An 11,294-nucleotide genomic window follows, 5' to 3' on the forward strand; every position below is an offset into this window, starting at 1 on the left:
ACAGGAGGATCGAAGCATCGAAGTCCAGTCCGGGCACTTCCTCTTCTTCCTGAGAGAATGTCATTTCAGCGGTCAGCAGACCTTCTGCGATCTCTTTCAGAACCAGATCGTGATTGTCCATTTCCGGATGATCTTTCTTCACCATCGGACGTGCGCCGCTGTTGAGCTGGCGGGTACGGTAGGAAATCAAATTCACCAGCATCGGTGTGTTGGGGATTTTTTCTTCCGCAATGCTTAGGTACTCAAAGTTCATTTTATTATCTCCGCGCAAGCAACTTGCATTATTCTGCCAAGCAGAATTCCTGGTTTTCCTACAAAAAAAATTGGCGCGTAGTATAGCACTCGAGTTCGTTCCGTCAACGCCATTTACAGCAAAATCCGCCCCCGGCAGGGAGCGGATTCTGAACAGAACGGATTACCGGAGGATGTTCAACCGACATCCCGAAAATCCGGCAACCCGTCAATCCGGGCGTTTTACATCATGCCGCCCATGCCATCCATACCGCCCATGCCGCCCGGTGCAGCAGGACCTTCCTTTTCCGGAAGATCTGTGATCATGCACTCGGTGGTCAGCAGCAGACCGGAAATGGACGCCGCGTACTGCAGAGCAGAACGGGTAACCATTGCCGGGTCGATGATGCCGGCTTCAATCATGTCAACATATTCGCCGGTCGCAACGTTGTACCCCATGCTCTGTTTGGATTTCTTAACTTCCTGAACAACCAGAGCACCCTCTTCGCCGGCATTCGCAACCAGCTGACGAAGCGGAGCTTCAATCGCTTTGCGGACGATGTTGGCACCGATTTCTTCGTCGCCTTCAACTTCCACTTTGTCGATGGCTTTCTGCACACGGATCAGCGCTACGCCGCCGCCCGGTACGATACCTTCAGCAACTGCGGCACGGGTTGCATGCAGTGCATCTTCAACACGTGCTTTTTTCTCTTTCATTTCCGCTTCAGTCGCAGCACCGACGTTGATGACTGCCACACCGCCGGCCAGTTTAGCCAGACGTTCCTGCAGTTTTTCACGGTCGTAATCGGAAGTGGTTTCTTCGATCTGACGGCGAATCAGGTCGATACGGCCTTTGATGTCGGAAACCTTGCCGGCACCTTCAACGATGGTGGTGTCATCTTTACCAACCGTAATGCGTTTTGCAGAACCGAGGTCATCGATGGTAACGCCGTCGAGTTTGATGCCGAGATCTTCCGTGATGAATTTACCGCCGGTCAGGACCGCGATATCTTCCATGATGGCTTTACGGCGATCACCGAAGCCCGGAGCTTTCACCGCGCAAACATTCAGCGTGCCGCGCAGTTTGTTCACAACGAGTGTTGCCAGCGCTTCACCTTCGATATCTTCCGCAATAATCATGAACGGTTTACCGGTTTTAGCCACGTTCTGGAGTAGCGGAAGCATGTCCTGCAGGTTGGAGATTTTCTTCTCGAACAGAAGGATGTAGGGCTCTTCCAGAACCGCTTCCATGGTGTTGGAATCGGTTACAAAATACGGAGAAAGGTAGCCTTTGTCGAACTGCATACCTTCAACCACATCAAGGGTGGTTTCGATGGATTTAGCTTCTTCAACAGTGATGGTTCCGTCTTTACCGACCTTTTCCATCGCTTCCGCAATGATGTTACCAATCGTGGCATCACCGTTTGCGGAGATGGTACCGACCTGGGCAACTTCTTCGCTGGTTTTCACCTTTTTGCTCAGCTTGCCGAGCTGAACAACCATGGCTTCAACCGCTTTATCGATACCGCGTTTCAGACTCATCGGGTTGGCACCGGCCGTTACGTTCTTCAGCCCTTCGCGGTAGATGGCTTCAGCCAGAACCGTTGCAGTAGTGGTACCGTCACCGGCGATGTCAGAAGTCTTGGAAGCAACTTCCTTCACCATCTGCGCGCCCATGTTTTCATAAGCATCTTCGAGTTCGATTTCCTTTGCAACGGAAACACCGTCTTTGGTTACCGTCGGGGAACCGAATTTCTTATCAAGAATCACATTGCGGCCTTTCGGGCCGAGCGTAACTTTTACCGCTTTGCTGAGTTTCTCAACACCACGCAGCAGCGCATCACGTGCTTCTACGTCAAATACAATCTGTTTAGCCATTTTACTTAATCTCCTTCGTCGATTAAGAAATCCGAAGTTACGGATTCGTAGTCTGAAAGATTCTGATTGGCAGAATCAGTTTCAGGTTCCGGGTTTCGGATTTCGAAAATTATTTAGCCGATGATCGCGAGAATGTCGTCTTCGCGCATGATCTGATATTCTTTACCGTCAACCTTAACTTCCGTGCCGCCATACTTCGGCATCAGAATGATATCACCTTCCTTGACATTGAACGGAACAGCATTTCCGTTTTCGTCAACCTTACCGGTACCGACGGCAATCACTTTGCCTTCCTGCGGCTTCTCTTTTGCGGAGTCCGGAATAATGATTCCGCCTTTAACCGCTTCCTCTTCCTTCACCGGCTCAACCAGTACGCGTTCGCCCAATGGTTTAATGTTCATGGATGTATCTCTCCTTGTTAGGTTTTTTATAGTTACCGATCTCCGACAACCGGCATCCGGCCCAGCGGAACTCCCCCGGCTCTTTAACGAGCCCGACGGCGTTCCGCCACAACCGGCAATCGGCAGTCATTGATCTAAATCGAATTATTTTCTGTCTTCGTCGTCATCGACCATTTCGAAGTCCGCTTCCTCAACATCAGATGCGGTCTTTTCACCGCCGGCCGATGCTCCCGCATCTGCACCGGCCGCGCCGCCCGTATCCGGACCGGCACCCTGTGCTTTGGAATACATTTCCGTCGCAGCCGCCTGCATCTTTTCGTTGAGCGCATCAAGCGCGGTTTTCATACCGTCATAATCTTCCGCTTCGATCGCTTTTTTCACCGGTTCAATGGCCGCTTCAACTTCAGCCTTCTGTTCCGGGGAAACTTTATCCGCATTTTCCTTCAGGAATTTTTCGGTCTGGAAGACCGTGGAGTCCGCCTGGTTTTTCAGGTCGATCCTCTCCTTCATCTTTTCATCTTCCGCCGCATGCGCTTCCGCATCCTTCATCATTGCTTCGATTTCTTCGTCGGTCAGACCGGAAGATGCTGTGATGGTGATGTGCTGCTCTTTACCGGTGCCCAGATCCTTTGCACTCACTTTCAGGATACCGTTGGCATCGATATCGAACGTCACCTCAATCTGCGGGGTGCCGCGCGGTGCCGGCGGAATACCGTCGAGATTGAAACGGCCGATGGTCTTATTATCCTTGGCCATTTTACGTTCGCCCTGCAGCACATGAATTTCCACGGCCGGCTGATTATCCGCCGCCGTCGAGAAAATTTCGCTCTTCTTCGCCGGGATCGTCGTATTCCGCTCAATCAGCGGAGTGGAGATACCGCCCATGGTTTCAATACCCAGCGTCAGCGGGGTAACATCCAGCAGCAGAACATCTTTCACTTCACCCTTCAGAACACCGCCCTGAATGGATGCACCAATGGAAACCACTTCGTCCGGGTTAACGCCCTTATGCGGCTCCTGACCGAAGATGTCCTTCACCGAATTCTGAACCTTCGGCATACGGGTGGAACCACCGACGAGAATCACTTCGTTCACATCCGAAGCGCTCAGTCCTGAATCCTTCAGACAGTTGCGTACCGGCTCGATCGCTTTCGAGATCAGATCGTCACACAGCTCTTCGAGTTTTGCACGGGTCAGTGTAACATTCAGGTGTTTCGGACCGGACGCATCCGCCGTAATGAACGGCAGGTTGATTTCGGTCGACTGCGAGCTGGAAAGTTCACATTTTGCTTTTTCTCCCGCTTCTTTCAGGCGCTGCAGCACCATCGGGTCCGCCGAAAGATCGATGCCGTGCTCGGCTTTAAAGTCCGCAACGAGCCAGTCGATAATTTTCTGGTCAAAATCGTCCCCGCCCAGATGGCCGTCCCCGCTGGTGGCTGTCACTTCAAAAACGCCGTCGCCGATATCAAGAATCGACACATCGAACGTTCCGCCGCCGAGGTCGTAGATGGCAATTTTCTCTTCCGACTTCTTGTCGAGGCCATAGGCCAGCGACGCCGCAGTCGGCTCATTGATAATACGCAGCACTTCCAGACCTGCGATTTTACCGGCGTCTTTAGTTGCCTGACGCTGCGAGTCGTTGAAGTAGGCCGGAACCGTGATGACCGCCTGGGAAACCTTTTCGCCCAGATAAGCTTCCGCATCCGCTTTCAGCTTCTGCAGAATCATCGCCGAGATTTCCGGCGGACTGTAGACTTTATCGCCGATTTTAATATGGGCGTCGCCGTTTTTCGCTTCAACCACGTCATACGGAACCAGGTCGATCTCGTGTTTCACCTCTTCATACTTGCGGCCCATGAAACGTTTCACGGAAAAGATGGTCTGTTTCGGGTTGGTTACCGCCTGACGTTTTGCCGCAGTGCCTACCAGGCGCTCGCCGTCCTTGGCAAAAGCCACAATAGAGGGTGTGGTACGCCCGCCTTCCGCATTCGGAATTACCGTCGGTTCGCCACCTTCCATAACGGCCATACACGAGTTGGTGGTACCGAGGTCGATACCTAATACTTTAGATCCTGCTGTACTCATTTTATGTCTCCTTCAAATAAATTCGTGTCATTCATGCGACGCCGCTCCTATAACACGAACCGTGCCACCGGGAGCGAAGCGTAACAGGCAATACATAACCGACTGATTTCAGGACACTTAAAACCTAAAACTTAAAACTCATCACTGTCCGCCCACCTGGGCGGACTGCGCCACATGTCCCACTTCACTCCATGCGCGTGTCACACCCCGCGTCACAATGTCACACCTTTCGCCATATAACAGAGAAGGAATACGGGCAGGCCGCGCGGAAACATCTTTGTATTCTTCGTTCCGCTATGACCGCAAAAAACCCCCTCCGAAATTCACGGAGGGGGTTCGCTGAGATTTACAGAATGAATCGATCAGGCCGCTTTGGCCTTGGATTTATAACGGCGGGCCCGCTTCTGGTGATGCCGGACCAGCTGGCGCTCAATGCTGTCAAACACATCGGCAATTGCTGAATAAACACCGTCATGCATGCCGGTTTTTTCGGTGCTCTGGGCGGTATACAGCTTTTCACCGGGCACGGTCAGCTTCATCTTAACCTGAAAAATACCGTTTTTCTCTTTATGGTGTGTTTCATCGACGGTCACCACGGCCGAGGCTCCGGGTATGGGAAATTTGGTGAATTTGTGCATCATTTGATTAACCAGCCAGGTCACCCGTTTTGTTTCTGCCATATGACGGAACTGAACTTTTACCGGAATTCCGGATTCAATGTCAGAAGAGGCGGGATTAGTCAGTCTTGATGTATTCATTTCCATCATTTCCTTTCCTGTTAGGTTGTCGTTTCCGAGCGGAATTCACCAACGGGCGTCACGCTCGCGCTACAAGGATAGATTACCGTTTTAATAACGTCGTTCAAAGTTTTTCCGGTCTCAATATCGTACCAACAAGCCGAAATTTCGTAACCCCATGAACAGAAAGGAGAAGCACTCTTTCAACACAAACAACCGGACACAGCGGTCCGGAAACCGAATAAAGTTCCAACGGATAATATAAACAGATTCTTTGCCGTGTATTCCGTGACTTCTGCGATGAAATATACAGTTTCCCCTGCAAATCCTGACAAAACACCTCGTCCGGCTTTTATCAGAATGTTAAGAAAAATCGTATGCATGAACTGTTTGAACACATGATTACCGTTTTTCTGGGCTATTTCGCCATCATGAATCCGATTGCCAATACCGGAGCCTTTATCGGTCTGACGGCTGACATGGCAGAACAGGAGCGAATGGCCGTTGCCCGCCATGCTCTCTTTGTGTCATTTTTAATCGTTCTTGCCTTCGCCGTGCTGGGTAAAGCCATTTTCCACCTGTTCGGCATCACCCTTCCTGCACTGCGGATCACCGGAGGTCTGCTTGTTTTTCAGGTGGGTTACCACATGCTGCAGGGAAAATCCTCTAAAATTCAGAACAGTTCCGACGAAAGCGATGTGGATATGGCCATCTCGCCGCTGGCCATGCCGATTCTTGCCGGACCGGGAACCATTGCCACCACCATGAATTTTTCAGCGAAAGCGGGCTACGGCGAAATCGCGATCACACTTTCGATGTTCGCTCTCCTCTGCCTGATAACGTTTATCTTTTTCAAATACAGCGAAAAAACTGTTGAAGTGCTGGGACAGCGCGGGCTTAAAATTGTCACCCGCCTCATGGGACTGATTCTGGCTGTGCTCGGTATGCAGATGCTGCTGCACGGCATCGGCGGTGCCGTTGATGCCTATCTCGGCCAATAATAAACCAAACTGCTTATTGAAATTCTCTGTGTCCGCCGTTCCCGTTGTGGTAAGCATTTAAATTCACAGGAGAAAATGTATGGAAAAACGCAGCGTCACCATCGAATACTGTACCAAATGCCGTTTTATGATGCGATCGGCCTGGATTGCCCAGGAACTGCTGCAGACCTTTGAAGGCGATATTGATGAAGTCATCCTGAAACCGAGCGAAACGGCCGGGATCTGGCGCATCTATGCCAACAACCAACAGGTCTGGGACCGAAAAACCGAACGGGGTCTTCCGGAACTCAAAGAGCTTAAACGCCGCGTACGCGACATTATCGCCCCGGAGAAAAACCTGGGCCACGCCGAAACCGTTGAACCGAAGCCGGAGGCATAATCCACAATGACCAAAACAACCCTGCTCCTGATTGTGCTCTGCATCGCCCTGGCCATCCACTATGTCTCCCAGAAAACCCTGCTGAAAAAAGGCTGGGAAGCGGAAGATCCAAAACCCTACATCAACCGTTTCATGATCAACGGCGCCGGACTGATCGTCATTGCTGCCGCTGCGCTGATTGCCGCCAAACCGCCCTACGGCCTGTTCGGCATTCTCATCTTCATCGAAGGTGCAGTCTGCGTCACTTTCGGCCGCAAACTCAGCAAAAAACCGAAGCATCAGGATAAGCAGACGAAGTGAGGCTGAAAACTATTTCAGTTGCGACATAACTTCGCAGAGGTCCTCATGAATTACGAGCTGCGCTTCTGCATCCATCGGTGTCGGATCGCGGTTGATGATCACCAGCCGCGCATTCCACGGGCGGTACCCCGGAAGCCCGGCGGCCGGATAAACCTGCAGCGAAGTGCCCAGAACCAGCACCAGATCCGCGTTACTCATCACCTTCACTGCCTGCTGCCAATCGTATTCCGGAAGCATTTCCCCGAAGAAGGTGATATCGGGCTTAAAAACGCCGCCGCAGGAGCAGTACGGAATTTAACCTTCTTCAATGATTGGAAAAAGCTGTTCCGTCTTCACCTGAACCCCGCAGGAGCGGCAGGTGCTGCGGATATAATTTCCATGAACCGTATACACCGGATCGGAGCCCGCCCGCTGATGATAATCGTCCACATTCTGCGTAATCACCGTTGCGTGGTCCCAGGAGGCCAGCACCCGATGCGCAATATTCGGCTCAGCCGCTCTGATCTGCGGATAAAATGTGCGGGCGAAATGATAAAAAATCGAAGGATCGCGGCTGAAGGCATCGAGATCGAAAACGTTGACGTTTTTTTCATCGGAATAAATCCCGCCCGCCGACCGGAAATCAGGAATGCCCGAAGCCGTCGAAATCCCCGCCCCCGTAAGCACCGCCATTTTATTAGCGTCACGAATCCATTCGCCTAACTGCTGAACCGGTTTCATACTCCTCAGACTACACAGATTTTCCGGATTAGACAGTCAGGAAAAAATCTATGTAATCCGTGTAATCTGTGGATACTGTTTGTTATGAATTTTGAGTTTAAACCAATTGGAATCATCCGTTCTTGTTATACAGACAAGTTCGGCATACCACGACAGCCGGGCCTGGTGAAAAGTGCGACAGCAACACTGGAGCTGCTTCCTCCGTTTAATCAGCCCGAAGCCTTCCGGGGACTGGAGGATTTCTCCCATCTCTGGATTCTTTTTGCATTTCATCAATCTCCGTCCAAAGGCTGGAAAGCCACCGTACGCCCGCCGCGGCTCGGCGGGAACGAACGCATCGGCGTTTTTGCCTCACGCTCCAATTTCCGACCGAATCCAACCGGTCTTTCCGCCGTTAAACTGCTGGAGGTGAACGGAACGGTTTTAAAGCTCGGCGGCGGCGATTTTCTCGACGGCACACCCGTACTCGATATTAAACCCTATATCCCCTACTCCGACTGCATTCCCGATGCAGAAGGCGCCTTTGCATCGGAAGCCCCCGAACCCGGAAATTCGGTCGTATTCCTGCCGGCGGCTGAACGCCAGCTTCACGCACTGGAAACCGGAAACCGGCCGAACCTCAAACAACTGATTTCCGATATGCTGGCCTACAATCCGCGCCCGGCATATCTGCAGAATGATCCCGAGCGAATCTTCGGCACGACCGTTTTTGACCTGGAGGTTAAGTGGAAACAAAGCGGGCAAACCGTTGAAGTTATCTCCATGAAAAAGAAAAAATGAACAACGATCCGTTCCAGCTTCGTGAAGCGTTTCTTGCTGAGCTGCAGACCGGTCAGCTTGCACAGCTTTTTAATCTGCTGTCCGACGTCTATTTTGTCGTAAAGGACCGGAACGGAAAAACCATGATGGCCAATGAGCTGGCCGTTCATCTGTGCGGACTTTCGAGCGAAGAGGAGATGATCGGGAAAACAGATGATGACCTGTTTTCCCCCGACCGCGCCGAAGCCTACACGAAAGATGACCGCCAGGTGCTGGAAACCGGCAAACCGGTCATCGACCGCGTGGAACTGGCTCCGGATCCACAGAATTCCATCAACTGGTTTCTGACCACAAAAATACCGCTTTTCTCAACATCAGGCGAGGTTATCGGAATCGCCTGTATCGCCCGGAACTCCAGCAATTCGTACAACAAACTACATCCCTATATCGAAATGAACGATGTACTGGAATTCATCCGCGAACATTACGCCGAAGCCATTACCATCGAAATGCTGGCCCGGCGGCTCCATCTTTCCAGCAGCCAGTTCGAGCGACGGTTTAAGAAGATTTTCAAAATCACACCGGCCCGGCACATCAAAAATGTACGCTTAAAAGCGGCCTGCCACCTTCTTTCAACCACCCGGGATACCATTGCATCCATTGCCCAGGAATCCGGCTTTTATGACCACAGTCATTTCGCCCGCGCTTTTAAGAGCGAATTCGGGATATCCCCGGGCGATTACCGTAAGCGTAAAACACAGGGATTGCGGTAATTTACACGCGCATGCCTGATATTTACAAGACGTTGCGGTCTCGCCCTGATAGCGTCGCTATTCAACTGGAGAATTTATGAAACATACAGCGTTCATCACTGCACTGTTTATTACCGTATCCGGATGGGCTGCACCTCAGGGTTTTACAGCCCTTTTCGATGGTCATTCCGCCCGGGGATGGAAAGGCGCTCTGGATGGCTATCGTTTTGAAAACGGAACCATTCAATGCCGAAAAAACAGCGGCGGGGTGCTCTTTACGGAAAAAGAATACAGCAATTTTATCGTGGAATTCGAATTCAGGCTTCCGCCCGGCGGCAACAACGGGCTGGCTATACGCTATCCCGGATATGGAGATACCGCCTATGTCGGTATGTGCGAACTGCAGATTCTCGACAATTCGGCCAAACGGTATGAAAAACTGGATCCGCGGCAATACCATGGATCGGCCTATGGAATGGCTGCCGCCAAACGCGGCTATCTGAAACCGGCCGGAGAATGGAATTTTCAGCGCGTCGAAGTCATCGGCTCCACAATTAAAGTGATCCTTAACGGCACCTTAATTCTCGACACCGATCTTTCGCAGATTACCGAATACCAAAACAACAAACCGCATCCCGGAAAAAACCGCACATCCGGCCACTTCGGCTTTGCCGGACACCGCAGCCCGGTTGCATTCCGGAATATTTACATTAAGGATTTAACGCATGAATAATCGCCGCACATTTTTAGGTCAATCCGCCGCAGGCACCGCAGCGGTTTCCCTGTTCAACATCCGGAAAGCCGGAGCCGCTCCAAGTGAGACCATCAACCACGCCAGCTTCGGTGCAAACGGTATGGCCTTCGGCGATATCAAAAGTCTGACCAGAAGCGAACACGTAAACCTGGTCGCAGTGGCGGAAGTGGATGACAACCGCTTAAACAGGCTTCTTGAACTGTTTCCCGATGTCCGGGTCTATAAAGACTGGCGCGTGCTGCTCGAAAAGGAACATAAAAATCTGGATTCGGTGAATGTCTCCACCCCCGATCACATGCATGCCCCCATCGGCATTTCCGCAATGAACCTCGGCTTGCACGTCTATGGACAGAAACCGCTCGCACACGATTTATATGAAACCCGGCGTATGGCGGAAATCGCCAAAAACAGTGGTGTGGTTACCCAGATGGGGGTTCAGCTTGCCTCCAGCACCTACGAACGCCTCGCGGTTAAAATGATTCAGGACGGCCTTATCGGAAAAATTAAAGAAGTTCACATTTTCAGCCATAAAACCTGGGGCGATCCCTCGCCGCGCCCCGATCGGTCCGATCCGGTGCCGAAGGGGCTCGACTGGGATCTCTGGTGTGGTGCAGCCCCGAAAGTTCCATACCTTGGAAACAAATATTATCATCCCGGAGGATGGCGCTGCCGCCTGGATTACGGCACCGGCACCCTCGGCGATATGGGATGCCACATTTACAGCCCGATGTTCCAGGCGCTGAAGGTGACCGCCCCCCTTTCGGTGCGCTCTCTGGGCGGAAAACCGAATGCAGCCAACTGGGCTGTAAATGAAAAATTTGAATATATTTTCCCGGGCAACCAATTAACGGCCGGAAAAACCATTAAAGTGACCTGGACCGACGGATCGCTCCGGCCGCCTGGAAAATTCATTCGGATGTTCGGCGAAAAAATGCCGAAACAGGGCGGTATTTATGTCGGAACCGAGGGTATTCTGCTTGCCCCGCACATGGAACTGCCCGTTCCCTACCCCCGCGAAAAATTCGCGGATTATCGCTACCCTAAATTCCCGGCACGTAATCACTACAGGGATTTCATCAATGCCGTCCGCGGCGAAGCGGTTAAACCGATTGCCGATTTCCATGACTATGGCGGCCCGCTGACCGAAACCGTACTGCTCGGCGCGCTATCCTCGCATTTCCCGAACGAAACGCTGGAATGGAATGCGGCCGAGTTGAAATTCACCAACCATGAACAGGCCAACCGGCTCATCCGGAGAAGCTATCGTTCCGGCTGGGAAGTTGACGGTCTCTCTTAA

General features: G+C 51.9%; 13 protein-coding genes and 1 pseudogene. 7 read left to right on the forward strand and 7 right to left on the reverse strand.

The genetic code is table 11. The annotated features are described in order from the left end of the window. Nucleotides 1–73 precede the first annotated feature (73 nt). The 5 genes and pseudogenes from EGM51_11875 to EGM51_11895 all read right to left on the reverse strand — a co-directional run bounded on the left by EGM51_11875 (nucleotide 74) and on the right by EGM51_11895 (nucleotide 5,362). Nucleotides 74–253, reverse strand: a pseudogene (locus tag EGM51_11875) (DNA-directed RNA polymerase subunit omega). 221 nt (nucleotides 254–474) lie between these two features. Beyond that, a complete protein-coding gene (gene groL / locus EGM51_11880) occupies nucleotides 475–2,109 on the reverse strand; it encodes a chaperonin GroEL (GenBank protein QBG48061.1) in 1,635 nt (544 codons plus the stop codon). Between the two features lie 113 nt (nucleotides 2,110–2,222). Continuing rightward, nucleotides 2,223–2,510, reverse strand: a complete 288-nt coding sequence (locus tag EGM51_11885) for a co-chaperone GroES (protein QBG48062.1) — start codon at nucleotides 2,508–2,510, stop codon at nucleotides 2,223–2,225. A 144-nt stretch (nucleotides 2,511–2,654) separates the two neighbouring features. Next, on the reverse strand, nucleotides 2,655–4,595 hold the full coding sequence (gene dnaK / locus EGM51_11890) for a molecular chaperone DnaK (GenBank protein ID QBG48063.1): 1,941 nt from the start codon (nucleotides 4,593–4,595) through the stop codon (nucleotides 2,655–2,657). Nucleotides 4,596–4,957: 362 nt separating this feature from the next. Then, nucleotides 4,958–5,362 (reverse strand): HPF/RaiA family ribosome-associated protein, encoded by a 405-nt coding sequence (locus EGM51_11895; protein ID QBG48064.1) that lies wholly within the window; start codon nucleotides 5,360–5,362, stop codon nucleotides 4,958–4,960. Nucleotides 5,363–5,709: 347 nt separating this feature from the next. Here EGM51_11895 and EGM51_11900 point away from each other — a divergent pair, with 347 nt between their 5' ends. The 3 genes from EGM51_11900 (at nucleotide 5,710) to EGM51_11910 (ending at nucleotide 7,012) form a co-directional block, all read left to right on the forward strand. Then, nucleotides 5,710–6,333, forward strand: a complete 624-nt coding sequence (locus tag EGM51_11900; GenBank protein QBG48065.1) for a MarC family protein — start codon at nucleotides 5,710–5,712, stop codon at nucleotides 6,331–6,333. A gap of 79 nt (nucleotides 6,334–6,412) precedes the next feature. Beyond that, nucleotides 6,413–6,712 carry a SelT/SelW/SelH family protein gene (locus EGM51_11905; GenBank protein QBG48066.1) on the forward strand — a complete coding sequence of 100 codons (300 nt, stop codon included), beginning with the start codon at nucleotides 6,413–6,415 and terminating at the stop codon, nucleotides 6,710–6,712. Between the two features lie 6 nt (nucleotides 6,713–6,718). After that, nucleotides 6,719–7,012, forward strand: a complete 294-nt coding sequence (locus tag EGM51_11910) for a hypothetical protein (GenBank protein QBG48067.1) — start codon at nucleotides 6,719–6,721, stop codon at nucleotides 7,010–7,012. Nucleotides 7,013–7,021: 9 nt separating this feature from the next. Here EGM51_11910 and EGM51_11915 read toward each other — a convergent pair whose 3' ends face one another. Then, complete coding sequence (locus EGM51_11915) at nucleotides 7,022–7,306, reverse strand: hypothetical protein (GenBank protein QBG48068.1); 285 nt, start codon at nucleotides 7,304–7,306, stop codon at nucleotides 7,022–7,024. Beyond that, nucleotides 7,307–7,732: an NAD-dependent deacetylase gene (locus EGM51_11920; GenBank protein QBG48069.1), complete on the reverse strand. Its 426-nt coding sequence runs from the start codon at nucleotides 7,730–7,732 to the stop codon at nucleotides 7,307–7,309. Between the two features lie 84 nt (nucleotides 7,733–7,816). On the opposite strand from EGM51_11920, the gene tsaA reads away from it, so the two are divergent. The 4 genes from tsaA (at nucleotide 7,817) to EGM51_11940 (ending at nucleotide 11,294) form a co-directional block, all read left to right on the forward strand. Then, complete coding sequence (tsaA, locus tag EGM51_11925) at nucleotides 7,817–8,512, forward strand: tRNA (N6-threonylcarbamoyladenosine(37)-N6)-methyltransferase TrmO (protein ID QBG48070.1); 696 nt, start codon at nucleotides 7,817–7,819, stop codon at nucleotides 8,510–8,512. Beyond that, complete coding sequence (locus tag EGM51_11930) at nucleotides 8,509–9,264, forward strand: AraC family transcriptional regulator (GenBank protein ID QBG48071.1); 756 nt, start codon at nucleotides 8,509–8,511, stop codon at nucleotides 9,262–9,264. Before tsaA ends, EGM51_11930 begins: the two co-directional genes overlap by 4 nt. A 76-nt stretch (nucleotides 9,265–9,340) precedes the next feature. Beyond that, entirely contained in the window at nucleotides 9,341–9,976 is a 636-nt protein-coding gene (locus EGM51_11935) for a DUF1080 domain-containing protein (protein QBG48072.1), read from the forward strand. Beyond that, nucleotides 9,969–11,294 (forward strand): Gfo/Idh/MocA family oxidoreductase, encoded by a 1,326-nt coding sequence (locus EGM51_11940; protein QBG48073.1) that lies wholly within the window; start codon nucleotides 9,969–9,971, stop codon nucleotides 11,292–11,294. Before EGM51_11935 ends, EGM51_11940 begins: the two co-directional genes overlap by 8 nt.

The organism is Verrucomicrobia bacterium S94 (genome assembly GCA_004299845.1).
In the GTDB taxonomy this organism is placed as follows: Bacteria; Verrucomicrobiota; Kiritimatiellia; order Kiritimatiellales; family Pontiellaceae; genus Pontiella.

Excerpts from the sequence above, each read along its gene's own strand:
- EGM51_11885 (QBG48062.1), bottom strand. The coding sequence starts at position 2,510 with ATGAACATTAAACCATTGGGCGAACGCGTACTGGTTGAGCCGGTGAAG.
- tsaA (QBG48070.1), top strand. The coding sequence starts at position 7,817 with ATGAATTTTGAGTTTAAACCAATTGGAATCATCCGTTCTTGTTATACA.
- EGM51_11900 (QBG48065.1), top strand. The coding sequence starts at position 5,710 with ATGCATGAACTGTTTGAACACATGATTACCGTTTTTCTGGGCTATTTC.
- EGM51_11940 (QBG48073.1), top strand. The coding sequence starts at position 9,969 with ATGAATAATCGCCGCACATTTTTAGGTCAATCCGCCGCAGGCACCGCA.
- EGM51_11905 (QBG48066.1), top strand. The coding sequence starts at position 6,413 with ATGGAAAAACGCAGCGTCACCATCGAATACTGTACCAAATGCCGTTTT.
- dnaK (QBG48063.1), bottom strand. The coding sequence starts at position 4,595 with ATGAGTACAGCAGGATCTAAAGTATTAGGTATCGACCTCGGTACCACC.
- EGM51_11895 (QBG48064.1), bottom strand. The coding sequence starts at position 5,362 with ATGATGGAAATGAATACATCAAGACTGACTAATCCCGCCTCTTCTGAC.
- EGM51_11930 (QBG48071.1), top strand. The coding sequence starts at position 8,509 with ATGAACAACGATCCGTTCCAGCTTCGTGAAGCGTTTCTTGCTGAGCTG.
- EGM51_11920 (QBG48069.1), bottom strand. The coding sequence starts at position 7,732 with ATGAAACCGGTTCAGCAGTTAGGCGAATGGATTCGTGACGCTAATAAA.
- EGM51_11910 (QBG48067.1), top strand. The coding sequence starts at position 6,719 with ATGACCAAAACAACCCTGCTCCTGATTGTGCTCTGCATCGCCCTGGCC.
- EGM51_11935 (QBG48072.1), top strand. The coding sequence starts at position 9,341 with ATGAAACATACAGCGTTCATCACTGCACTGTTTATTACCGTATCCGGA.
- groL (QBG48061.1), bottom strand. The coding sequence starts at position 2,109 with ATGGCTAAACAGATTGTATTTGACGTAGAAGCACGTGATGCGCTGCTG.